At 63.3% G+C, this 21,943-nt stretch carries 21 protein-coding genes and 1 tRNA gene; 12 read left to right on the forward strand and 10 right to left on the reverse strand.

Features of this window, described 5'->3' with window-relative positions:
* Positions 1 to 5 precede the first annotated feature (5 nt).
* Both JF290_RS04770 and JF290_RS04775 read left to right on the forward strand, forming a co-directional pair.
* A complete protein-coding gene (locus tag JF290_RS04770) occupies positions 6 to 263 on the forward strand; it encodes a TFIIB-type zinc ribbon-containing protein (RefSeq protein ID WP_199023631.1) in 258 nt (85 codons plus the stop codon).
* A gap of 87 nt (positions 264 to 350) precedes the next feature.
* The gene (locus tag JF290_RS04775) at positions 351 to 758 is read left to right on the forward strand and encodes a universal stress protein (RefSeq protein ID WP_199023632.1); all 408 of its coding nucleotides are present in this window, start codon (positions 351 to 353) and stop codon (positions 756 to 758) included.
* A gap of 3 nt (positions 759 to 761) precedes the next feature.
* Here JF290_RS04775 and JF290_RS04780 read toward each other — a convergent pair whose 3' ends face one another.
* Positions 762 to 1,271, reverse strand: a complete 510-nt coding sequence (locus JF290_RS04780; RefSeq protein WP_199023633.1) for a hypothetical protein — start codon at positions 1,269 to 1,271, stop codon at positions 762 to 764.
* Between the two features lie 122 nt (positions 1,272 to 1,393).
* Between JF290_RS04780 and JF290_RS04785 the strand changes: the two genes are divergently transcribed.
* Positions 1,394 to 1,849, forward strand: a complete 456-nt coding sequence (locus tag JF290_RS04785) for an excalibur calcium-binding domain-containing protein (protein ID WP_199023634.1) — start codon at positions 1,394 to 1,396, stop codon at positions 1,847 to 1,849.
* On the opposite strand, the gene JF290_RS04790 is transcribed toward JF290_RS04785, so the two are convergent.
* Entirely contained in the window at positions 1,846 to 2,181 is a 336-nt protein-coding gene (locus JF290_RS04790; protein WP_199023635.1) for a hypothetical protein, read from the reverse strand. The two genes, JF290_RS04785 and JF290_RS04790, sit on opposite strands and share 4 nt — an antisense overlap.
* Positions 2,182 to 2,650: 469 nt before the next feature.
* On the opposite strand from JF290_RS04790, the gene JF290_RS04795 reads away from it, so the two are divergent.
* On the forward strand, positions 2,651 to 3,337 hold the full coding sequence (locus JF290_RS04795; protein WP_199023636.1) for a VPLPA-CTERM sorting domain-containing protein: 687 nt from the start codon (positions 2,651 to 2,653) through the stop codon (positions 3,335 to 3,337).
* A gap of 196 nt (positions 3,338 to 3,533) precedes the next feature.
* A complete protein-coding gene (locus JF290_RS04800; protein ID WP_233155157.1) occupies positions 3,534 to 3,710 on the forward strand; it encodes a hypothetical protein in 177 nt (58 codons plus the stop codon).
* A 371-nt stretch (positions 3,711 to 4,081) separates the two neighbouring features.
* Here JF290_RS04800 and JF290_RS04805 read toward each other — a convergent pair whose 3' ends face one another.
* On the reverse strand, positions 4,082 to 4,654 hold the full coding sequence (locus JF290_RS04805) for a hypothetical protein (RefSeq protein ID WP_199023638.1): 573 nt from the start codon (positions 4,652 to 4,654) through the stop codon (positions 4,082 to 4,084).
* A gap of 564 nt (positions 4,655 to 5,218) precedes the next feature.
* Positions 5,219 to 7,411 (reverse strand): excinuclease ABC subunit UvrB, encoded by a 2,193-nt coding sequence (gene uvrB / locus JF290_RS04810; protein ID WP_328701202.1) that lies wholly within the window; start codon positions 7,409 to 7,411, stop codon positions 5,219 to 5,221.
* A gap of 198 nt (positions 7,412 to 7,609) precedes the next feature.
* Here uvrB and JF290_RS04815 point away from each other — a divergent pair, with 198 nt between their 5' ends.
* The 3 genes from JF290_RS04815 (at position 7,610) to JF290_RS04825 (ending at position 8,499) form a co-directional block, all read left to right on the forward strand.
* Positions 7,610 to 7,921: an ETC complex I subunit gene (locus JF290_RS04815; RefSeq protein WP_199023639.1), complete on the forward strand. Its 312-nt coding sequence runs from the start codon at positions 7,610 to 7,612 to the stop codon at positions 7,919 to 7,921.
* Between the two features lie 41 nt (positions 7,922 to 7,962).
* A complete protein-coding gene (locus tag JF290_RS04820) occupies positions 7,963 to 8,379 on the forward strand; it encodes a GNAT family N-acetyltransferase (protein WP_328701203.1) in 417 nt (138 codons plus the stop codon).
* A gap of 43 nt (positions 8,380 to 8,422) precedes the next feature.
* Positions 8,423 to 8,499 (forward strand) — tRNA-Arg (locus JF290_RS04825).
* Positions 8,500 to 8,518: 19 nt separating this feature from the next.
* Here JF290_RS04825 and JF290_RS04830 read toward each other — a convergent pair.
* Genes JF290_RS04830 through JF290_RS04840 form a run of 3 tightly spaced genes read right to left on the reverse strand, consistent with a single transcriptional unit; the run spans position 8,519 to position 13,402 of the window.
* Positions 8,519 to 11,605 carry an efflux RND transporter permease subunit gene (locus JF290_RS04830; protein ID WP_199023640.1) on the reverse strand — a complete coding sequence of 1,029 codons (3,087 nt, stop codon included), beginning with the start codon at positions 11,603 to 11,605 and terminating at the stop codon, positions 8,519 to 8,521.
* Entirely contained in the window at positions 11,602 to 12,900 is a 1,299-nt protein-coding gene (locus JF290_RS04835; RefSeq protein WP_199023641.1) for an efflux RND transporter periplasmic adaptor subunit, read from the reverse strand. Before JF290_RS04835 ends, JF290_RS04830 begins: the two co-directional genes overlap by 4 nt.
* A 4-nt stretch (positions 12,901 to 12,904) precedes the next feature.
* Entirely contained in the window at positions 12,905 to 13,402 is a 498-nt protein-coding gene (locus JF290_RS04840) for a cytochrome b (protein WP_199023642.1), read from the reverse strand.
* 96 nt (positions 13,403 to 13,498) lie between these two features.
* On the opposite strand from JF290_RS04840, the gene JF290_RS04845 reads away from it, so the two are divergent.
* Entirely contained in the window at positions 13,499 to 14,095 is a 597-nt protein-coding gene (locus tag JF290_RS04845) for a TetR/AcrR family transcriptional regulator (protein ID WP_199023643.1), read from the forward strand.
* Between the two features lie 448 nt (positions 14,096 to 14,543).
* Here the strand turns inward: JF290_RS04845 and JF290_RS04850 are convergent, their stop codons facing one another.
* The 3 genes from JF290_RS04850 to sucC form a co-directional block, all read right to left on the reverse strand.
* Entirely contained in the window at positions 14,544 to 15,596 is a 1,053-nt protein-coding gene (locus tag JF290_RS04850) for a ketopantoate reductase family protein (RefSeq protein WP_199023644.1), read from the reverse strand.
* 186 nt (positions 15,597 to 15,782) lie between these two features.
* Positions 15,783 to 16,682 (reverse strand): succinate--CoA ligase subunit alpha, encoded by a 900-nt coding sequence (gene sucD, locus JF290_RS04855; protein ID WP_199023645.1) that lies wholly within the window; start codon positions 16,680 to 16,682, stop codon positions 15,783 to 15,785.
* A 4-nt stretch (positions 16,683 to 16,686) separates the two neighbouring features.
* Positions 16,687 to 17,880 carry an ADP-forming succinate--CoA ligase subunit beta gene (sucC, locus tag JF290_RS04860; RefSeq protein WP_199023646.1) on the reverse strand — a complete coding sequence of 398 codons (1,194 nt, stop codon included), beginning with the start codon at positions 17,878 to 17,880 and terminating at the stop codon, positions 16,687 to 16,689.
* 267 nt (positions 17,881 to 18,147) lie between these two features.
* On the opposite strand from sucC, the gene JF290_RS04865 reads away from it, so the two are divergent.
* From JF290_RS04865 to frc, 3 genes are read left to right on the forward strand one after another with little or no spacing between them, the layout of a single operon-like run.
* The gene (locus JF290_RS04865; protein WP_227363902.1) at positions 18,148 to 18,864 is read left to right on the forward strand and encodes a GntR family transcriptional regulator; all 717 of its coding nucleotides are present in this window, start codon (positions 18,148 to 18,150) and stop codon (positions 18,862 to 18,864) included.
* Positions 18,865 to 18,892: 28 nt separating this feature from the next.
* On the forward strand, positions 18,893 to 20,644 hold the full coding sequence (oxc, locus tag JF290_RS04870) for an oxalyl-CoA decarboxylase (protein ID WP_199023647.1): 1,752 nt from the start codon (positions 18,893 to 18,895) through the stop codon (positions 20,642 to 20,644).
* Between the two features lie 22 nt (positions 20,645 to 20,666).
* The gene (frc, locus tag JF290_RS04875) at positions 20,667 to 21,941 is read left to right on the forward strand and encodes a formyl-CoA transferase (protein ID WP_199023648.1); all 1,275 of its coding nucleotides are present in this window, start codon (positions 20,667 to 20,669) and stop codon (positions 21,939 to 21,941) included.
* The last annotated feature ends 2 nt before the right edge of the window (positions 21,942 to 21,943 follow it).

Below are 21,943 nucleotides of genomic sequence, written 5' to 3' on the forward strand. Positions count from 1 at the left end.
TGACGATGCAGTGTCCGATTGATGGAACCACCCTTGTGATGTCCGACCGCAACGGGGTCGAGATCGACTATTGCCCGCAATGCCGGGGCGTCTGGCTGGACCGGGGCGAACTCGACAAGATCATCGAACGCAGCGCCGCCGTCGCTCCTCCACCACCCCCGCCGCAGGCTGCCGCGCCGCTCTACGAGGATGATCGCGGCCATGGCAAACCGTACAAGAAGAAGCGCAAGGGCGGATTTCTCGAGGAGATCTTCGATTTCTGATGCCCGGGCGCGGCTGGTCTGATCTGTGTCATTGCCAGCCCTCTTGCCCGGGTGCAGTATCGGGATGACAGGTAAGGGAGTCCTCTCATGTATCACAACATTCTCGTTCCGATTTCGTTTGACGCCGATCGCGATACCAGCGGTACGTTGAAGCTGGCCAAACTCTTGGCGACGCCCGATGCGAAAATCACGCTGCTGCACGTCGTCGAGCACATTCCCGGCTATGCGATTTCCTACATGCCGGCGGATTACCTGCGCGAGGCACGCGAGGCGATTCAGGGACAGTTGAACGACCTGGCCGCTGAGTTGCCGAACGCGCGGGGCGTCGTGATCGAGGGCCATTCCGGACGGTCGATCCTGGACTGGGCAGAGGAAAACGGGCCCGACCTGATCATCATCGCGTCGCACCGTCCCGGTATGCAGGATCTGCTGCTGGGCTCGACAGCCTCGCAGGTGGTGCGCCACGCGCGCTGTGCGGTGCACGTGGTGCGCTAGCGCTCAGGAGCGCAGAAACACCTTGTCGGAATCAAGCCTGCTGGCGATGCGGGCGAAGTGGTCGCCTGTACCTTCAGGCGACCTCAGCAACTGCGTGCGGGCCTGATCCAGTGCGCGGGTGAATGCTGCGCGGGATTGCGGCACCGCGTCGGTGGTGATCGCAGTGTAGGTCCGCCCGCGTTGCCGCACAGGAGCGGCAGCGGGGTCGGCATTGGCACGCAGCACAGATTGCAGCGCAGATTCGACTTGGCGCAGCGCGGCGGCGGCGGGGGCGTAGGCGGCATTTCCGTCCAACCTCCGTGCAGCGTCGCTGTAATTCTGCCGGTAGCAGTCATAGCGATAGACCGAGTCGAGCGACCGGCACTGGCGCAGGCCGTGGTCGAGCATTCGCACCACGCCGTTGGTGGTGCGTGGGTTCAGGCCCGCCGCATCGCCATAGGCGGCATTGCCTTGCGCCAGACCGGGCGCGGCGGCGAAGAGCAGTATGAGAGCGGCGGGCAGCAAGCGAAGCATGTCGATCCTTTCGATGTCGGTGCCAGCCTACAGGGCTTCTCGGCAAAGCTGAAACCACTCCTGACGATCCTTTGTCGTGCGGCTGCCATCAAGGCGCCATATTGGTCGGGCAGTTCGGGGAAATGGTACCGACGGACATCACCGGCGACCGGGTGCATCCCCGCATCGTGCGGCGCCATCGACGGGCGGAGCGGGAGCGTGCGCGGGCTCTGTCGCCGCTGCGTTTCCTGCTGCGGCTGCTGGCCGTTCCGGGGCTCGCGCTGGGGGTGGCAGCCTCGCTCTACATGCGCACCAGCCCGTATGAGCCGCAACTGGCGCTGATGCACCTCGCTGCCCGTATGGGCTGCGACAGCGCCTATCGCGTGGGCCTCGCGCCGGCCGATCGCGGTGCGCCCGGGTATCATGCCCGCAACGATCCGGACGGTGACGGCGTGGCCTGCGATGCGCCGCCTGTGGTCGCAGCTTCCCGGCGCGAAGGGGCGCGGCGCGATGCTGAGCCGCGCAATTCGGTGCAGCGCGCAGCACAGACGCGGTTCGTCGGCGGCGCGAAATTCGTGCGGCCCGAAAGGTCCGACTAGGCGACGCGCACCATCAGGACCATGGCGAGCAGGGCACAGCCGATCCCCGCGATCTCGCGCCGCTGCAGCGGCTCGTCAAAGACCACGGCGCCAAGCGTCGCCAGCGCAATCAGCGTGAACATCGAGAACGCGACGCCGGCCTGCGCGAGCGTGATGTGCAGAAGCGAGACATACCACAGGACCGCCGAGCAAGCATAAAGAAGGCAGCCGATCACCAGCAGCCGCGTTCCGACGGCGCTGCCATCGGCGGCGATCTTGATGAGGTAGTCGCCGTAGATCACCACAATCGCGGTGAACAGGGAAAAGCCGAAGCCGAACAGAACACTTGTCATGAAACCTCTCCAAACGCGGAAGACGGGATCAGTCTGCGCGGCGGGTCCCAGGGCGGCAAGGCGGGAATACCCGACCAATTGGGGCGTCGACGCGGGCGGTTTGTCGCCATCCGAAGCGGCGAACATGGTTTGCGCAGGATGTCCGTTGTGGTCAGATCTGTCGCCACGGATCGCGCGCCCTCGTGGCCGTCGGAATGGGAATTTCGGGCTTTCTATGGCGGCAAGTGCGGGACGGGGAGGCCGGGATCGCCGGACAGAGCAAGAGGCTGGATTTGGTGTGTGGCGAGCCGAAAAGAATCGATTCTCCTTTAAGGTGAAAATCTAGTAAGCTTTAGATTTCAATGGCAAAAAAGAAGGTCACATCTGCCTGTCGGACCATTGATCAAAATCAATAAACCTTTGACTCGAATCCGCTGTTCCCACTATGATCTGCATGTGAGAGTGCACTTTCGTAAAGGGGTCATGAGATATGAAAATCAAGACATTTCTAACAACGACTATTGGCGCAGCGGCATTGAGTGCTGCGCTGGCAACTGGCGCGTCTGCGCTGACATTCGGTGATATTCCAGGAACTGGCAACGCGGTGAACGAAGGGGTTCAGCCCATCTACGGCACGCCGACGCGGGATGGTTATTTCGGGGCCGACCTGTACCTGTTCGGCGGCGGTGGAACGACCACGCTCGAGTTCCAGTATCTCGGCAAGGAAGCAGGCTTTACCAACAAGTTCTTCTTCCAGGGTGCCGAGTTGTTCTCGACCGGCGGTCAGAGCAACGGCTTCAGCCTGACGGGGGCGACCACACAGGTTGCCAATGTGGCCGACGGCCTTCTGGACTTCAAATTCACTACGTCGGGCGGCGGAACGCCGGGCGAGGCAGTGAACGGGTCCAACCCGGACGACCGGCTTGGTGGAGCTGACATCAACTTCTTCGCGACGCTGGTGAGTAACCCGTCGGGTACCTCGGGTCTCGCTTGGGACCTTTGGTTCGACGACTCCGGCGCGGGCGATGACGACAACCATGATGACTTGGCGATCCGCATCAGCATCGTCGGTGACGGTCGCATCGCACCGGTTCCGGTTCCGGCAGCGGGTCTGCTGCTGCTGACCGCACTGGGTGGTCTTGGGGTTGCGCGCCGCCGCAAGCAGAAAGACAGCTGATAAGTCATCGGCGGAGATTGGGGGCGGTCACGCAAGTGGCCGCCCTTTTTCGTTGCGGCCTCGATTTCGGATGCGCGATCCTACGCGGTGTTTCGCGCATCGGCGAGCAAACCTGTCCGATCTGTGTTATCGTAGAAGGGTCGGGGCGTGGGAACCTGCCTGCGGGCCGATGCAAGGATGAAGAAAGGACATGACCATGAAGACCCCAACCGTCGCGCTGTTCGCTGCCGCCCTGCTGCTCGGGGCTTGCGCCCAAGAGCCCGAACCGGTGTACCTGCAACCGACCTTTGACAAGGCCGGCAACGCAAGCTGCGCGGTGGGATACATGCTCGCGACGACCGAGACCGGCGCAACGGTCTGCGCGCCGATCTGATGCAACTTCGGGGGCGGCGTTAACGCATTCGCCGCGCAGTGCGGCCGCCCCCGCGCATCCGGCCCAAGGCACATCCTGTCCGATCAAGGGCTTGCAGAGATTTATTTCGCGCGCGAAACAATCCGGTTTCCGGATGGGTAAAGGTCTATTTTCAATTGGTTAAGGTGGCGGATGCCTTGACCCACTCTCTCACCCGGCGTGCCGCAAGCACGCTTCTGGCGTGACGGGAGATTAAGGAGCGTTGCGGGATTGTCGTCAGGGCTTCAAAGACATTTTTTGACAGTCAACTTGTCCATGCGGTACTGATAGTAGTATCGTTCGTGGGTGAGATAGCACGTATCTTTCAGTTCCTGTGCGGTTTAGAACGCTTCTTAGCTTTCTTGTTCTTGCAACCACTTTTTGACTTGTGACACGGTCTCCCGCATTTCGGCACGATCTTCTCTTTCCCCCTTTCTTTCATCGTCCATACTTTTCTCAATGCGAGCAAGAACTTCGTGAGCGACCCTTGCATCTGTTTGCAAGTTCAAAAACCTCTGCGAGAAGAGAAGCCCAAACACAACTGTCATTGCTGTAATCAAAAACGAAACGATTGCAACTATCCAGCGCATCGATTTTGATATAGCTTCAGCATTAGTTGCGGACATCTGAATCGTTCCGAGACTAGATTCCAATTTCGTGATCCGCGCTTCCAATGATGCAGACTGTGCCAAGAAATTCTCGAGTTCCTCATACTCCCGATCGAAATTTGAGAACTCTCTACTAAGCCGGTCAAAAGTAGTTCGCAAACGTTCAATATCAGCACGTATGGCGCCGTCTTCGCGATCCAAATCGGTTGCAAGATCCCGCAGCTGCTGTGTAAGAGCAGAGAACTCTTGATCGTCAGTATCCTGAGCGTGTGCTGGACCGAGAATAAGACAGATGGCAAAAAGGATACCTATTCTCATTTCTAAGTTCCCTGCTCTACAACCTCAACTATTACACTTTTCAAGAACTTTTTGGGTTCGGCAGGGTTGTCATACACAAAAAAAGTGTAAGTTCCTGGTGCCGTCGGCCACGCTCTCTGATTTACAACCCATCGTGTTGGATCATTGTATGTCCTCGGCTCCCATGTGTAATCATCATTGCTTCTATGATTGGATAATATCACTGGCTCGCCGTCTGATGGTTTGAACTCCCATCGGAGGAATATATCTTTCTCTGATCTCCGATCTTCCGAAACAAGCCAATCTATCTGTAGAACGGCATGCATTCGTACGAAGGCGTCCCCCACGGTTAGCCTTTCAATCTTGTTGCACTCAAGAAACTCACCAGATTTATAATCTCGGCAAACCACCACGTTAAGATCAAACTGAGGATTGGCAGGCGCAGCAGTAGGAACCAAACTCGCCCAAAGAAAAGTGTTGGCGCAAGCTAGTGAGGTTCTCATGGTCTTTATCTCCATCCATGCAAAATGAAATCGTTATTCAAAAGTTCAATATGGCTCAAGGTTCACCAAGTGAGCGTACGTGTCAACTGCGCCCCCGCCGCTTTACATTTCCGCCCCGTTGCCCCGGTCGGCCAGCCGTTGACCGGCCGCGCGACTTCACGGCGGCTTCCGAAGCCTTCTCCACCGCGTATTGCCTTGCCAGCGGGTCGTCAGACACGGCCAGATCGACCGCTTCCAGCCGCTTGATTTCGTCGCGCAGGCGGGCGGCTTCCTCGAATTCGAGGTTCTCCGCCGCCTTGCGCATGTCGGTGCGCAGCCCGTCGAGCACCGTGGCGAGGTTGGCGCCGTGCAGGGGTTTGTCGATCTTGGCGGTGACGCGGCTCATGTCGGTGTCGCCCTTGTAGAGGCCCGACATCACGTCCTCGACGTTCTTCTTGATCGTGGCGGGGGTGATGCCGTGTTCCTGGTTATAGGCGATCTGCTTGGCCCGCCTGCGGTCGGTTTCGGCCAGCGCGCGTTCCATCGACCCGGTGATCCGGTCGGCATACATTATGACGCGGCCCTCGGCGTTGCGCGCGGCGCGGCCGATGGTCTGGATCAGCGAGGTCTCGGAGCGCAAAAAGCCCTCCTTGTCGGCATCGAGGATCGCCACCAGACCGCATTCCGGAATGTCGAGCCCCTCGCGCAGCAGGTTGATGCCGACCAGCACGTCGAACGCGCCAAGGCGCAGGTCGCGCAGGATCTCGATGCGTTCCAGCGTGTCGATGTCGGAATGCATGTAGCGCACCTTGATGCCCTGTTCGTGCATGTATTCGGTCAGATCCTCGGCCATGCGCTTGGTCAGGGTCGTGACCAGGGTGCGGAAGCCCGCATCGGCCACCTTGCGCACCTCGTCCAGAAGGTCGTCGACCTGCATGTCGACCGGGCGGATTTCGACCATCGGGTCCAGAAGGCCGGTGGGGCGGATCACCTGTTCGGTGAAGACGCCGCCGGTCTGTTCGATTTCCCATTTCGCCGGGGTGGCGGAGACGAAGACCGATTGCGGGCGCATCGCGTCCCATTCCTCGAACTTGAGCGGGCGGTTGTCCATGCAGGAGGGCAGGCGGAAGCCGTGTTCGGCCAGCGTGAACTTGCGCCGGTGGTCGCCCTTGTACATGCCGCCGATCTGGGGAACCGAGACGTGGCTTTCATCGGCGAAGACAATGGCGTTGTCGGGAATGAATTCGAACAGGGTCGGGGGCGGTTCGCCCGGTGCGCGCCCGGTGAGATAGCGCGAATAGTTTTCGATCCCGTTGCAGAACCCCTGCGCTTCGAGCATCTCGATGTCGAAATTCGTGCGCTGCTCGAGCCGCTGTGCTTCGAGCAGCTTGCCTTCGGAGACGAGCTGGTCGAGCCGGGTGCGCAGCTCGGCCTTGATGTTCAGGATCGCCTGGGTGAGCGTCGGTTTCGGCGTCACATAGTGGCTGTTGGCGTAGATCCGGATCTTGTCCATCGTGTCGGTCTTTTCGCCGGTGAGCGGGTCGAATTCGGTGATGCTTTCCAGCTCTTCGCCAAAGAAGGACAGTTTCCAGGCGCGGTCCTCGAGGTGTGCGGGAAAGATCTCCAGCGAGTCGCCGCGCACCCGGAAGCTGCCGCGCTGGAAGGCCTGGTCGTTGCGGCGGTATTGCTGTTCGACGAGCCCCGCCATCACCTTGCGCTGATCGTATTCCTTGCCGACGACCAGGTCCTGCGTCATCGCGCCATAGGTTTCGACCGAGCCGATGCCGTAGATGCAGGAGACCGAGGCCACGATGATCACGTCGTCGCGTTCCAGAAGCGCGCGGGTCGCGGAGTGGCGCATCCGGTCGATCTGTTCGTTGATCTGGCTTTCCTTCTCGATGTAGGTGTCGCTGCGCGGGACGTAGGCTTCGGGCTGGTAATAGTCATAGAAGCTGACGAAATATTCGACCGCGTTGTCGGGAAAGAAGCTCTTGAATTCGCCGTAGAGCTGCGCGGCGAGGGTCTTGTTGGGGGCGAGAATGATCGCCGGGCGCTGGGTCTCCTCGATCACCTTGGCCATTGTGAAGGTCTTGCCGGTGCCGGTCGCGCCCAGCAGCACTTGGTTGCGTTCGCCGTCGAGCACCCCGGCCGAAAGGTCCGCGATGGCGGTGGGCTGGTCGCCCGCGGCAGTGAACTCGGTCTTCATCACGAAGCGCTTGCCGCCTTCGAGCTTCTCTCGCGGGGCGGCTGGCGATTGCATCATCGGCATCGAGCTGTCGGTATGGACGTGGGGCATGAAGGGCTCTCCGGGGGCAGACCTACAGAGTTGTGGTGTTTGGTGCCGGGTTCAAGCCTTGATGGCATTCTCGGGTCGAACGATGGCGGGATTCGTATGTATCGCGGTTCTGGTGTGGGGGCAGTGGCGCGGCATTTGGACCCTTGCCCGTTGCGTGCGAATTTCGGATAAGCGGTGAGACGTTTCAAGGAGCCTCTCATGCGCGCCCGTATCTACAAGCCCGCCCGCACCGCGATGTCCTCGGGGACCGCCAAGACCAAGCGTTGGGTGCTGGATTTCGCACCGGCCAGCGCGCGCGAGGTGGACCCATTGATGGGCTGGACCTCGTCCAGCGACATGCAGAGCCAGGTGCGTCTGCGGTTCGACACCAAGGAAGCTGCGCTGGAATACGCGCAGGCCAAGGGGATCGAGGCCGAGGTGTTCGAACCGAAGAAACGCAAGCCCAACGTGCGCCCCGGTGGCTATGGCGACAATTTCGCCACCAACCGGCGCGGGGTCTGGACCCACTGAGCGGTCTTTCGGTCGCGGTCGTCTCGCCCGAGGCGGCGGATGTGCGGGCCTTGTTGGCGCGTCACCTGGCACAGATGCAGGCGCAGACCCCGCCTGAAAGCTGTCATGCCTTGCCCACGGATGCGCTGATGGCGCCTGGCGTCGTGCTGCTGGGCCTGCGCGAAGACGCGGTATTGGTGGGGGTCGGGGCGCTGAAAACCTGCGACGGCTATGGCGAGATCAAGTCGATGCACACGGCGGCCGAGGCGCGGGGGCGCGGTGTGGCCCGGCGTGTTCTGGAGGCGTTGATCGGCGCGGCACGGGCGCAGGGCCTGCCGCGGCTCAACCTCGAGACGGGATCGGGGCCGGCGCATGCCGCGGCGCGTGCGCTCTATGGTAAAGCCGGGTTCGTGACCTGCTCTCCCTTCGGGAACTACCGTTCCGATCCGCTGAGCCATTTCATGACTTTGCGGCTCTGAGGCCTTGCCCTGCGCCGGAAGCTGCGGCAAAACCGGCGCCAGCGGTCCCGTAGCTCAACTGGATAGAGCACCTGACTTCTAATCAGGATGTTGGGGGTTCGAGTCCTCCCGGGATCGCCATTTTTCCTTTTGTGTGCCGTCAATGCAGATGTGTAGACCGGTTCGGACGCAAGTCGTCGAGTACGGCGTAGAACGCCGGGAGCACGAGCAGGACCAGCACCGTTGCGGCCAGGAGGCCGAAGACGACCGCGATCACCAGCGGTTTGAGCGTCTGTGCCTGGGTCGAGCCTTCCAGCAGGAGGGGCGCCATGCCCATGATGGTGGTCGAGACTGACACGAAGATCGGCCTGAAGCGGGACCGCACCGCCTCTCCGGCCGCGGCCGTGGCCGACAACCCCTCTGCGCGACGGACCTTGATCACTCCGACGAGAAGGATCGCGTTGTTCACCACGATGCCGGCAAGCGAGGCCGCGCCTACGAGCGACGGCATCGAGATGTTGTAGCCCATCAGGACATGCCCCCAGATCACCCCCAGAAATGCCAACGGGATGGTGACCATCACGATGAGCGGTTCGACATAGCTGCGAAACTGGAAGCTGAGCACGATATAGACACCGACGAGGCCGATCAGGAATCCCCGGAGAATGGAGCCCACCGTTTCCGCCGAATTCGCGGCCTGGCCGCCGATTTCGAAATCGAGGCCGGGAATCGTGGTGGCGAGGTCCGGCAGGAACCCGTCGGCCAGCCGGGCTGTGATCGCGTCGGCGTTGCCGACACGCCCGTCCACGTCGGCCGCAACGGTCAGAGTGCGCAGACCGTCGCGGCGGTTGATGCTGCCCCACCCCCGCGCCTCGGTAAAAGTGGCGACGGTGGCCAGTGGCACGGTATCGCCGCCGGGCAGCGCGATTTCGAACGTGGTCAGATCGGCGCGGGTGGCACGGTCGTCGTCACTGAGCCGCACGTCGATATCCCAGGCAAGATCGCCGCGCCGAATCTCGGTAAGCTGTGTTCCGAGGAACGCAGCGCGCAATTGTGCCGCCACGTCGCTGGCCGTCAGCCCAAGGGCTTCGGCTCCGGGCGACAGGTTCAGCCGCACCTCGGGCGCGCCAGGGCGCAGGTCGAGGATGGCATTGCGCACGCCGGCATAGCTTTGCAACTCGGCCAATGCGGCGCGGCCGGCGGTCTCGAGTGTGGCCAGGTCGGGATGGGTCAGGCGCAGTTCCACGGCGATCCCCTGCGGGCCGATCCCCGGCTCGGTGAGGATCAGCGAAGGCACGCCTGGCAACGGCCCGATTTCGGCTCGCCAGAGCGTTATGATTTCGTCAAGCGTGCTGGTGCGCGTTTCAGCGCCTAGAAGGTCCACCGCGACTGTGGCGACATGGGCGCCGGACTCGCCCGCGGACAGGTTGCGGCCCATGCGGGTGATGCGCCGGATCACCAGCGGTTGCGCCTCCGGCTGCTCCGGCGTGAGGCGGGCGTTCACGCGGTCAAGCGCCTGCTCCACCTGCGAGACCGCCTCGGTCGTGCGCGCGAGCGGGGAGCCCGCAGGCAGCATCAGCCGGGCTTCCAGTACATCGCCGTCGATGTTCGGCAGCGCCTCGCGCTTGACGACGCCACCGCCGAGCGCTCCGACCGTCACGATCAGCGCGCCAATGGCCAGCCCGGCGACCATCCACCGCCAGCGGATCGCGGTATCGGCCAGACGCCCCACGCCGCGCTCGCGCAAAGCGCCAAAGGCTGCATCGAAGCGGCGGCGGAAGCGGGTCGGAGCGGTTTCCTTCAACCCGCTTTTGAGGTGATGGGGCAGGATCAGAAATGCCTCGACCAGCGAGGCGGCGAGGGCGGCCAGAAGGACGACCGGCAACACCTCGAGCACGGCGCCGAGTTCCCCGGCCAGAAAGGCCAGCGGAAGGAACACGGCCAGAGTGGTCAGGAAAGACGAGATGACACCGGGCGCCACGGCGGCGACCCCTGCGGCTATGTTTTCCACCGTTGTCCCCTTGGCGGCATGCACCGCGATGGAATCCGCGATCACGATGGAATCGTCCATCACGATCCCGATCGCCATCAGCAGCGCCACCAGCGTCATCATGTTCAGGCTGAGCCCCGTCAACGCCATCCAGAAGAAGGCGCCGGCAAAGGCGACGGGCAGGCCCATCGCGGCCCAGATCGCGAAGCCGGGTCGGAAGAACAGGCTCATAACCGCCACGACCAGAACAAGGCCGATCACGCCGTTCTGCACCAGCATCAGCAACCGGTCACGGATGATGGAGGTCACATCCTGCACGACCTCGACCCTGAGCGTGTCCGGAAGAACCGCCGTCTCTTTGGCCACCACCTCTGTCACGTCGTCGAGCACGCGCAGCGCGTCGGCGTCCAGTGCCTTGGCGACGTCGATCAGGAGGGCCGGAGCGCCATCCAGAAAGGCGCGGTCATGCGGCGGTTCGAAGCTTTCTTCTATTTCGGCGACGTCGCCCAGTGTCAGGGTCGCGCCATTGCCCAGCACCAGAACCGGGATCGTCGCAAGCGCGCCGGCGGTGTCCCGCTCGGCGGTGAACCGCAGGGTCAGGTCCGTGCCGTCGCCCTCCAGCGTGCCGGCGGGCAGATCGATGTTCTGGGCGGCGATGGCGGCGGCCAGCGAAGCCGGTGTCAGCCCGTGGCTTTCCAGTACCGCTGCGCGCGCAGAAACCCTGAGCGTGCGTGTCCCGAGGCCCGACCGGGTGACCGTCGCGACCCCGGGCAGGGCGGACAGGCGATCCGACAAGGCGTCAGCGTAAAGGTCGAGTTCGCCCAGCGGCAGATCGCCCGAAACGGCGACGGACGTGACGGGATCCGTGCGGTGCAACTCTCGGGTGATGGCCGGATCGGCACTGTCCGGAAAGGTATCGATCGCCGAAACCTCGGTGCACAGGGCATTGACGAAACGCAAGGCGTCGGTGCCGTCGGCCATGGTCGCGACGGCACGGGCGCGGCCGGGCTGCGCGGTGCAGGTCAGGGTGTCGAGCCCCTCGACGCCCTGCACCCCGTCCCAGAGAGGTGCGCAGAGGGCGCTTTCCACGTCTTCCGCGGCGGCACCGCGCCATGGGATGGTGATTTCGGCTTCGACGGCGCGGAAATCGGGGAAGGTTTCGCGCAGCAGTCCGGGAGCCGCAAACAGACCGGCGGCCAGGAATAACAGCAGCAGAAGGTTGCTCGCCGTGGGGTGCCCGGTAAACCAGCGGATCATTCGGCGGTCTCGATGGGCAGCAGCGCCATGCCGGGAATGGCGGGTGCGATGTCGTCGAGCACCACGCGGTCGCCCTCGGCGAGTCCGCTGGAAATCATCACGCGTCCCTCTTGGGCAAAGGTGGCTGTGACCGGGCGCAGTTCCAGCCGGTCATCGGGCCCCGCCACGCGCACCGTCCCGGCGTGAAGGGTCGACTCGGGGATCGTGATCACCCGGGTCAGCGGCGTCCCGACGAAAGCCAACTGCACCTGCATGTTCGGCACCAGTGGCAGCCTGCGCGGCGGGTCGGCGCCAGCGTATGGCGCGTCGATCGTCACCACCACGGGCACTGTGCGGGCGCGCGCGTCGAGCGCGGCCTCGAGCCGGCTCACCCGGGCGGGCCAATCCTGCGTGGGGTCGGACAAGGGGCTGAGCGTCACGTCGATCTGAGTGGCGGGCATGTCCCGCATCATATCGTCGAGGGTGACCGCCCCGGGCAGGTTCGACACAAGGCGGCGAAAGCTGTCGATCGGGATATGCGCCACCACTTCGGCTGTCGCGATCCCGTCGGCGCGGATCAGCACCTGGCCGGGCGCGACGGTCTGGAAGCGTTCGGCGTTGACCTCGGTCACGCGCAGAGCGAAGGGCGTGGTCAGGATGGTTCGGTCGAGTGCCCGACGCGCACGGTCCAGCGCGGCTTGCGTCCGGGCGGTCTGGGCCGCGATCCGCGCCTCACGCGAGGGCACGAGGCCCAGCGTGTTTTCCAGTTCCGCCACGGTGCGACGTGCCAGAATGGTGGCGCGCTCCGCCTCGTCTGCGCGGGCCTGTGCGGCTGTTCCCTGTTCCGTCAGCCTGCGCGTGCGCGCGAGATCCGCTTCCGCCAGCGCGAGCCGTTCGCGTTCAAGCTCGAGAATGCGGGTGGTGTTGGTCGCCTCGGCGGTCAGTTGCGCGGCTTCCGCACGGAAGGCCGCAAGATCGGCCTCGGCCTGCGCGAGTGCGAGTTGGTAGTCCGTAGGGTCGACGCGCAGCACCTCGGTCCCTGCCGGAATCAGGCGGCCCGGGTCCAGATCGGGGTGGTGCCAGACGACTTCCCCCTGCACCTCGGCCACGGCGATCCAGGTGTCCGCTGCGCGCAAATTGCCCCAGGCCATGGCGATGGGGCGAATGTCCCGCGAATTGACGGTTTCGACCCTCACAGGGAGCGCAGGCGTGCCGTCCTCGATCTGTCGGGGGCCTTCGGAGGACGAAATCATCCAGACTGCCGCGGCGATGCCGAGCGCTATGGGTGGCAGCGCGAGGAGGGGCGCAAGGCGCATGGTGTCAGCCCAACGGCCGACGCATCCGCGCCAGCGTCCCGTCGCGGAGGACCAGTTGGTGATAGAGCGCCCCGAAGACATGCAGGGCGACAAGCGCAAGTAGGGCGATCTTCATAACGTTGTGCCCCAGTGCCGCCGCTTCGATGCCGCCGAACCAGGCAACCGACCCGCTGATCGGCATCACGATCATCAGAGCGTAGAGACCGATATGCGTGAGCTTGGCCAGCAGTGTCTGCACCTTGCCGGTTTCGATTGCCGGGGGCGTGTCGCGCTGGGCGCGCAACGCCAAGCGCCAGACGACAAGAATCAGCACGAGGACACCGCCGGCCACGTGGGCCAGAACAAGCGGATCGAACGCGACGTCGAGTCCTTCGCCGATGCGATCCCATGCGGCGGATATGGCCTCGTGAAGCAGGTATTGCTGCGCGATTAGAATGAACACGATCCAGTGTAGCGCGATCTGGAGGCGGGAATAGCCGGTCGGGGCGGTGTCGGTGCGCATGGCGGAGCCTTTCAGTCGGAATCCTGCAACTCGGAATAGGGTTTGCGGGTGTCATCAGTATATGTTAGTTAGTTATCACTAACAAGAGGTGTTTGCATGGCAGGGCGTCTGAAGGCAGAGGATCGGAAGGTGCAGATCGTGGCCGAAGTGCTGCGATTGGCGGACGAGATCGGCCCGGATCGTCTCAGCACGACGGATGTGGCCCGCGCGGTCGGGTTGAGCCAACCGGCGATCTTTCGGCATTTTCCGACCAAGGGCGCGCTCTGGCTCGCCGTGGCAGAGGATATCGCGGCGCGCTTGCGCGAGGACTGGGCCGCGGCCGAGGCGCGGGCCGCCACGCCGGAAACGCGCCTGAAAGCGGTGATCGAGTCACAACTGACCGCCATCGCGCGGACGCCGGCCTTGCCATCCATCCTGTTCTCGCGCGAGTTGCAGGTGGACAACGTGGCACTGAGGGACGTGTTTCGCGGGCTTCTTTCCACGTTTCAGGCGCGCCTGGTTGCGGCGCTTCGCGATCAACAGGAGACGGGGGATCTGCGCCGCGATGTCGATGCGGAGGATGCCGCGCTTCTGTTTTCATCTCTGGTGCAGGGAGTTGCGATCCGATGGACTTTGGGCGCGCGCGGCTTTTGCCTTGTCAAAGAGGGACTGCGGCTCCTGGATATTCAACTGGACATGCTACGCCCGCGCTAAAGCAGATCCGAGGCAACGGTAGGATAAGGCGTTGGGTGGAGCGGATGCCATCGCGATGGGTCTTGGCCCGTCGACGTTCACGCCGGCGGACCGCATCAACCGTTCTGCACCCCATTAAATTGAACATGGATCGGTGGGGTTCGGTCGCATGCATCGCCCGGACTGATCGGATGCCCAGAAGCCGATCAACCGACGAGCCGAACAGTCGCAATGACACTGGATGCTGTCTTGGTGCATGGGACTCAGGCAGTCTCGCAGGCTGACGGCCAAAAAAAGCAGAAGGCCCACGCGAATGCGTGGGCCAGCAATTGTTACGAAGTCGTCTTACTCGTTACTGCGGCGAGGTTTTCCCCCGCTCGACAGTAAGATGGGAAGCACACGCCATGATTGCAGTCCGCGTTCCGGACAGTCTTTTCCGAATCCATGCCAAATCACGAATGTTTCGGCCTCAATTGGCGGCGCGGACGTTTTCGGCCAGTTTGGCGTCCACCAACGCAACGGTCGCGTCGATTTCGGGATGCTGCATCCCGATTGCCCGGCCGGTGAGCATGATCAGCTTGTCGACCCGCTCGATCGCCGTGGCGCCGGAATAGACCGCGCGTGCGGCGGACGAGGGTTTGAGCAGGTTCTCGGCCGCCTTGGCATATTTTTCGAAGGGCACCATGTCTTGGGGATCGGCGCCCAGCTTGACCACGAGATCGCGCACGTAGTTGTAGATTTCCTCGGACTTGGCTGGATCGCCATGTACCGCGTCGCGGATCGCGCGGGGGCCGTCGGGGGTGATGCAGCGATAGTTGCCGGTGGCCAACATGCTCCATTTCGCAAAGGGAACGAACAGCGAGTCAAAGACCCGCAGTTTCACCGGAACGTCCTTGCCGTCGATGCGGTAGGCGTCGATGTCGCGTTCCAGCGTGTCGAGAATCGCGTCATGGGCAGCATCGTGGAACCGCGTGACCTTGAAGTTGGTCGGCAGGCCCACGTGCAGCACGTTCGCGGGTTCCTCGGGCGGGCGAAAGGCCTGGGGATCGGGCGAGCAGAGCGTCATCAGGGCGGTATCGAACGGCACCCAGATCTCGGAGTTCTGGAACGCAGCCTCGAGCCCGTCGCCGTCGAGCCCGGGGATCCGGCGTAGGTAAGGCAGGGGGGGCATGTTCATGATCGACATGCAGGGCACGCGGGCCGCGGCGACTCGGCCTAGAAGTTCGCGCAAGGTGGGGTGCGAATATTGCGGCTCCTGCATGGCGAGGCAGACCATGTCATAGTCCTGCGGCTGGGCGGCCTCGGGGGTTGTCGCGTCGAGCCGACCTGCGAGTTCGCCCGAGAAGAAGCTGCGATGCTCGTCCTCGTCGCGCAGCTTGATGCGCACTTCGGTGCCCTTGTCATTGATCAGCGCGGCGGTCTGGTCACGGCAGACAAGCGTCACGTCATGGCCCGCCGCCAGAAGTTTGGTGCCAAGGAGCGAGCCGTAGGACGCGCCGAGGATCAGGATTTTGTAGGCCATCGAGAAATTCCTTTCGTTTCGGTGCAGCCCTGCGCCAGGCGTCGGGCCGGAACGGATTTGGGCGGTGGTATCACCCTGCAACAGCGTTGTTAAGTTGCAAAATTCGGCTTCTTTGGGAAATAATATGACTTTCCTGTTGGCGAGGTAAGCACCCGGAACCAGCGCCGCGATCTTGCGCCGTACGGTTCAGCCGAGCAGATCGACCAGCGTTTCGCCCAGCTTGGCGGGCGAGGGCGCGACGCGGATGCCGGCGGCGGTCATCGCTTCGATCTTGTCTTCGGCTCCCCCCTTGCCACCCGAGATCACCGCGCCGGCATGGCCCATGGTGCGCCCCGGCGGGGCGGTGCGCCCGGCGATGAAGCCGACGACCGGTTTGTTGCACCCGCGCTTGGCCTCGTCGATCAGGAACTGGGCGGCGTCTTCTTCGGCAGAGCCGCCGATCTCGCCGATCATGATGATGCTGTGGGTGTCGTCATCGGCGAGGAACAGTTCGAGGATGTCGATGAACTCGGTGCCCTTGACCGGATCGCCGCCGATGCCGACGGCGCTGGACTGGCCCAGACCCGCCATGGTGGTCTGGTAGACCGCTTCGTAGGTCAGCGTTCCCGAGCGCGACAGGACCCCGACCGAGCCCTTCCGGAAAATGGACCCCGGCATGATGCCGATCTTGCATTCATCGGGGGTCATCAGGCCGGGGCAGTTTGGGCCGACGAGTCGGCTGGGAGAATCCTTCAGCTTTTCCTTGACCCGCACCATGTCGAGCACCGGCACGCCTTCGGTGATGCAGGTGATCAGTTCTATTCCCGCATCGATGGCTTCTTCGATGGCAGCGGCGGCGCCCGCAGGCGGGACGTAGATCACGCTGGCCGAGGCGCCGGTGGCCTCCCTGGCCTCGGACACGCTGGCATAGATGGGTAGGGTTTCTCCGTTGCTGCCGGTCCAGGTGCTGCCGCCCTTCTCGGGATGGGTGCCTGCAACCATCTGCGTGCCGTGATACGCCAGCGCCTGTTCGGTGTGAAAGCTGCCGGTCTTGCCAGTGAGGCCCTGCACGATGATTTTCGTGGATTTGTCGATCAGAATGGACATTGGCTTACCCCTTCACCGCCTTGACGATCTTTTGTGCGGCGTCGTCCAGATCGTCGGCGGCGATCACGTCGAGCCCGCTGCCGTTCAGGATCGCCTTGCCTTCATCGACCTTGGTGCCTTCGAGCCGCACCACCAGCGGCACGGTCAGCCCGACATCGCGCACCGCCTGCACGACGCCTTCGGCAATGACGTCGCAGCGCATGATGCCGCCGAAGATGTTCACGAGAATGCCCTTCACGTTCGGATCCGAGGTGATGATCTTGAACGCCTCGGTGACCTTTTCCTTGGTCGCGCCGCCGCCCACGTCGAGAAAGTTGGCGGGCTCGGCGCCGTAGAGCTTGATGATGTCCATCGTCGCCATGGCGAGGCCCGCGCCGTTGACCATGCAGCCGATTTCGCCGTCCAGTGCGATATAGGCGAGGTCGTGTTTGGAAGCCTCGATCTCCTTGGCGTCCTCTTCGGTCTCGTCGCGCAGCTCCATCAGTTCCGGGTGGCGGAAGAGCGCGTTGCCGTCGAAAGAGACCTTGGCATCGAGCACCTGGATGTCACCCGCCTTTGTCACGATCAACGGATTGATCTCGAGCAGGCTCATGTCCTTTTCGGTGAAGGCGGTGTAGAGCGCCCGGAACAGTGCCTTGGCCTGATCCCGGGTGGCGGCTTCGAGGCCGAGCGCGTCTGAGAGGCAGTCGGTGTCGGCGTCGGTCACGCCCCTGGATGAGGTGATGCCGATGGTGTGGATCTTGTCCGGCGTTGCCTCGGCCACGGTTTCGATGTCCATGCCGCCTTCGGTCGAGGCGACGAAGGAGGTCTTGCCGGTTTCGCGATCAACCAGCAGCGAGAGATAGAGCTCGCGGTCGATCTCGGCGCCGGCCTCGAGATAGAGGCGATTGACCTGTTTGCCGGCCGGGCCGGTCTGTTTCGTCACCAGCGTGTTGCCCAGCATTTCGCGCACGTTGGCCAGAGCCTCGTCGGGCGAAAAGGACACGCGGACGCCGCCCTTGGCGGTTTCGGGTAGTTCCTTGAATTTGCCTTTGCCGCGCCCGCCGGCGTGAATCTGGCTCTTGACCACCCAGACTGGCCCCGGAAGCTGTGCGATGGCATCCTCGGCCTCATCGAGCGCGGCGATCGGAACGCCGCGCGCGACGGGTGCGCCGAAGCCCGCGAGAAGGCGTTTGGCCTGGTATTCGTGGATATTCATCGGGGCGTGCCTCCTTGGATCTGGCGCGGTCTGCCGCCTGTTGCCGACATGTCCGAATCGGAACGAAGTCCGGTGGATTGGGTCGTCACGGGCGGGCAAAGTTTTCTGGCATCTGGTATACCAAGAAGTGGATTGTCAAGGTTCCAAGCTGGAAACCAAGGATTTTTCACCCATTGACGCATTGCAAGTCGGGTGTATGGTATACCAGATACAGAGACGGCCACCTCATCGAATCGGTGTTCGGACATCTTGGGAGGGATGTGATTCGTGTCGATCGGCGACAGCCTCAATCCGATCTCGGTGAACTTCACGCTGAAGGATCACACGTTCGAGGTGTTGCGGGACGCGATCCTGGCGATGGACATCTACGAAGCCGACGCGGACCTGCGGCTCGACGAGCGCCAGCTGGCGGAGCGGCTGGGCATCTCGCGAACCCCGATCCGCGAGGCGCTGGCACGGCTGGCGCAGGATGGGCTGGTCGAGATCCTGCCGCGCAAGGGTGTCTTCGTGCTGCGCAAGAGCCGCGACGAGGTGCTCGAGATGGTCGTCACCTGGGCGGCGCTGGAGAGCATGGCGGCCCGCTTGGCGACCGAGCGGGCCAGCGACGACGATCTGAAGGCGCTGCGCAAGTTCGCGATGCATCACAGCAGCGACGCGGTGAGGGCCGAGTTGCAGGAGTATTCGGACGCAAACATCCGGTTTCACCAGACCATTCTCGAACTGTCGGGTTGTGGCCTGCTGAAGCGCACGGCGGACGGACTGTTCATGCACATGCAAGCGATCCGCCGCCGCGCCATGGGCGAGAGCGACCGGGCACGAAGGTCGGTCGCCGACCACATGGAGATCATAGAGGCGCTGGAGGCCCGTGACGGCGACCTGGCGTCACGCCGGGTGCGCGAGCACACGATGCGCCTGCACGACCACATCAGCAAGACCTGGACCCGGATGGAAAGCTTGGGCGCGTCGCGCTCGGAGGCTGGATGACGCGGGCCGGTTTCAAGGGAGGAAGAGAATGACACAGTCCAACGTCGTTGAACTCGAGGCCGGGGCGGAGGTCACGGATGGCTTTCATCTGTTGATTGATGCGTTGAAGCTGAACGACATCACGACGATCTACAACGTTCCGGGAATTCCGATCACGGACCTGGGCCGTTATGCGCAGGCACAGGGCATGCGGGTGATCTCGTTCCGGCACGAGCAGCACGCAGGCTACGCGGCCTCGGTCGCGGGGTTCCTGACCAAGAAGCCGGGCGTCTGCATGACGGTGTCGGCTCCGGGCTTCATGAACGGGCTGACCGCGCTGGCGAACGCGACGACGAATTGCTGGCCGATGATCCTGATCTCGGGCTCGTCCGAGCGTGAAATCGTCGACCTGGCGCAGGGCGACTACGAGGAAATGGACCAGCTCGCCATGGCGCGGCCCTTCTGCAAGGCAGCGTACCGGTTGAACCATGCCGAGGATATCGGCATCGCCGTGGCGCGTGCCATCCGCAGCGCGGTCAGTGGTCGGCCCGGCGGCGTGTATCTCGACATTCCGGGCGCCATGCTGGGCCAGGTGATGGACGCGGCCGAGGGGGCGAAGTCGCTTGTCAAGGTGATCGATCCGGCGCCGCGCCAGACCCCGGCACCTGACGCCATCGCCCGCGCCATCGGCGTGATGAAGGAGGCCAAGCGCCCCCTCATCGTGATCGGCAAGGGGGCTGCGTATGACCAGTCCGACGAGACGGTGCGCGAACTGGTCGAGAAATCGGGGTATCCGTTCCTGCCGATGTCGATGGCCAAGGGTCTGCTGCCCGACACCCATCCGCAATGCGCGGCCGCCGCCCGTTCGCTGGTGCTGAAGGACAGCGACGTCGTTATCATGCTAGGCGCACGGATCAACTGGCTGCTCAGCCACGGCAAGGGCAAGCAATGGGGCGAGCCGGGTGGGAAGCGCTTCATCCAGATCGATATCGACGCCCAGGAGATGGACAGCAACGTCGAGATCGCCGCACCGCTCGTGGGCGATGTCGGCTCCTGCGCCCGCGCGTTGATCGACGCGATGGAGAGCGAGGGCATCGCGCCGCCCAAGGAGTGGCTGGATCTCGTGCATTCCAAGGCCGAGGCCAACATGGAGAAGATGGCCGCGCGGTTGCAGAACAACAATATTCCGATGGACTACCACGCCGCGCTGGGGGTGTTGAAGCAGGTCATCACCGAACAGCCCGACACGATCCTCGTAAACGAGGGTGCGAACACGCTCGACCTCGCCCGTTCGATCATCAACGTGCACAAGCCGCGCCACCGCATCGATGTCGGAACCTGGGGCGTCATGGGCATCGGTATGGGGGCAGCCATCGCGGCCGCCATCGAGACCGGCAAACCCGTGCTGGCGGTGGAGGGCGACAGTGCCTTCGGCTTCTGCGGGATGGAGGTGGAAACGATCTGCCGCTACAAGCTGCCGGTCTGCGTGGTCGTCTTCAACAACAACGGCATCTACCGCGGTGACGGCGAGAACTGGGGCGGCGGAGACGATCCGGCCACGACCTCGTTCGTGCCGGATGCGCGTTATGACAAGATGATGGAAGCCTTCGGCGGCGTCGGAGCGTGGGTCACCACCCCGGACGAGTTGCGCCGCGCGGTCAACGAAGCCCTGGCGAGCGGTAAGCCGACATTGGTCAATGCGGCCATCGACCCGGCCGCCGGCAAGGAAAGCGGCAACATCGGAAACCTCAACCCGCAGTCGGTGGTGGCGCAGAAGCTCTATCCCCAAGCGCGTAAATGACGACAAGAACAGGACAAGACACATGAAAGCATTAGACGGCATCAAGGTGCTCGACTTCACCCACGTTCAGTCGGGGCCGACCTGCACCCAGTTGCTGGCCTGGTTCGGCGCCGACGTGATCAAGGTCGAACGCCCCGGTGTGGGGGATGCGACGCGCAAGCAGCTGGTCGACGTGCCGGGCGCGGACAGCCTATATTTCACCATGCTGAACCACAACAAGCGCTCGATCGAGCTCAATTCGAAGAACGAGACCGGCAAGGAGATCCTGACCCGGCTGATCGAGGAATGCGACGTTCTTGTCGAGAACTTCGCCCCGGGCGCGCTCGACCGGATGGGGTTTTCCTGGGAGAACATCCAGAAGATCAACCCGCGCATCATCATGGCCTCGATCAAGGGCTTCGGTCCCGGCAAGTACGAGGATTGCAAGGTGTACGAGAACGTCGCGCAATGCGCCGGCGGCTCGGCCTCGACCACCGGCTTCCGCGATGGCCCTCCGCTGGTCACGGGCGCGCAGATCGGCGACTCGGGCACCGGCCTGCACCTGTGTCTAGGGATCGTCACCGCGCTGTTCCAGCGCGAACGGACCGGGCGAGGTCAGAAGGTGTCGGCGGCGATGCAGGACGGAGTTCTGAACCTCGCCCGCGTCAAACTGCGCGATCAGCAGCGTCTGGCTGCAGGGCCGCTCAAGGAATACAGCCAGTATGGCGAGGGCATCCCCTTCGGCGAGGCGACCCCGCGGGCCGGCAACGACAGTGGCGGCGGGCAACCCGGGCGCATCCTCAAGTGCAAGGGATGGGAGACCGACCCCAACGCCTATACCTATTTCATCACCCAGGCTGCCGTCTGGGAGGCGATCTGCGACGTGATCGGCGAGCCGGACTGGAAGACCGCCGAAGGCTACGCCACCCCGCCCGAGCGGCTGGACAAGCTGAACGAGATCTTCGCGCGGATCGAGGAATGGACCATGACCAAGACCAAGTTCGAGGTCATGGACATCTGCAACCCGCTGAACATCCCGGTCGGTCCCATCTTGTCGATGAAGGAAATCGCCGAGGACGAGGGGCTCTATGCGACCGGTACGCTGGTCAAGGTCGATCATCCGGAACGTGGCGAGTACATCAGCGTCGGCTGCCCGATCAAATTGTCCGATAGCGAAGTGCATGTGACGCGTTCGCCCCTGTTGGGCGAGCACACCGAGGAAATACTGTCGCAGGTGCTGGGTTATACCGGCGAGGATCTCGAGCGAGTCATCGGCTCGGGGGCGGTCGGAGACGTCAAGCGCCAGGCGGCAGAGTAAGG

Source organism: Sedimentitalea arenosa, assembly GCF_016428585.1.
In the GTDB taxonomy this organism is placed as follows: Bacteria; Pseudomonadota; Alphaproteobacteria; order Rhodobacterales; family Rhodobacteraceae; genus Sedimentitalea; species Sedimentitalea arenosa.

Excerpts from the sequence above, each read along its gene's own strand:
- JF290_RS04770 (WP_199023631.1), top strand. The coding sequence starts at position 6 with ATGCAGTGTCCGATTGATGGAACCACCCTTGTGATGTCCGACCGCAAC.
- JF290_RS04775 (WP_199023632.1), top strand. The coding sequence starts at position 351 with ATGTATCACAACATTCTCGTTCCGATTTCGTTTGACGCCGATCGCGAT.
- JF290_RS04780 (WP_199023633.1), bottom strand. The coding sequence starts at position 1,271 with ATGCTTCGCTTGCTGCCCGCCGCTCTCATACTGCTCTTCGCCGCCGCG.
- JF290_RS04785 (WP_199023634.1), top strand. The coding sequence starts at position 1,394 with ATGGTACCGACGGACATCACCGGCGACCGGGTGCATCCCCGCATCGTG.
- JF290_RS04790 (WP_199023635.1), bottom strand. The coding sequence starts at position 2,181 with ATGACAAGTGTTCTGTTCGGCTTCGGCTTTTCCCTGTTCACCGCGATT.
- JF290_RS04795 (WP_199023636.1), top strand. The coding sequence starts at position 2,651 with ATGAAAATCAAGACATTTCTAACAACGACTATTGGCGCAGCGGCATTG.
- JF290_RS04800 (WP_233155157.1), top strand. The coding sequence starts at position 3,534 with ATGAAGACCCCAACCGTCGCGCTGTTCGCTGCCGCCCTGCTGCTCGGG.
- JF290_RS04805 (WP_199023638.1), bottom strand. The coding sequence starts at position 4,654 with ATGAGAATAGGTATCCTTTTTGCCATCTGTCTTATTCTCGGTCCAGCA.
- uvrB (WP_328701202.1), bottom strand. The coding sequence starts at position 7,411 with ATGCCCCACGTCCATACCGACAGCTCGATGCCGATGATGCAATCGCCA.
- JF290_RS04815 (WP_199023639.1), top strand. The coding sequence starts at position 7,610 with ATGCGCGCCCGTATCTACAAGCCCGCCCGCACCGCGATGTCCTCGGGG.
- JF290_RS04830 (WP_199023640.1), bottom strand. The coding sequence starts at position 11,605 with ATGATCCGCTGGTTTACCGGGCACCCCACGGCGAGCAACCTTCTGCTG.
- JF290_RS04835 (WP_199023641.1), bottom strand. The coding sequence starts at position 12,900 with ATGCGCCTTGCGCCCCTCCTCGCGCTGCCACCCATAGCGCTCGGCATC.
- JF290_RS04840 (WP_199023642.1), bottom strand. The coding sequence starts at position 13,402 with ATGCGCACCGACACCGCCCCGACCGGCTATTCCCGCCTCCAGATCGCG.
- JF290_RS04845 (WP_199023643.1), top strand. The coding sequence starts at position 13,499 with ATGGCAGGGCGTCTGAAGGCAGAGGATCGGAAGGTGCAGATCGTGGCC.
- JF290_RS04850 (WP_199023644.1), bottom strand. The coding sequence starts at position 15,596 with ATGGCCTACAAAATCCTGATCCTCGGCGCGTCCTACGGCTCGCTCCTT.
- sucD (WP_199023645.1), bottom strand. The coding sequence starts at position 16,682 with ATGTCCATTCTGATCGACAAATCCACGAAAATCATCGTGCAGGGCCTC.
- sucC (WP_199023646.1), bottom strand. The coding sequence starts at position 17,880 with ATGAATATCCACGAATACCAGGCCAAACGCCTTCTCGCGGGCTTCGGC.
- oxc (WP_199023647.1), top strand. The coding sequence starts at position 18,893 with ATGACACAGTCCAACGTCGTTGAACTCGAGGCCGGGGCGGAGGTCACG.
- frc (WP_199023648.1), top strand. The coding sequence starts at position 20,667 with ATGAAAGCATTAGACGGCATCAAGGTGCTCGACTTCACCCACGTTCAG.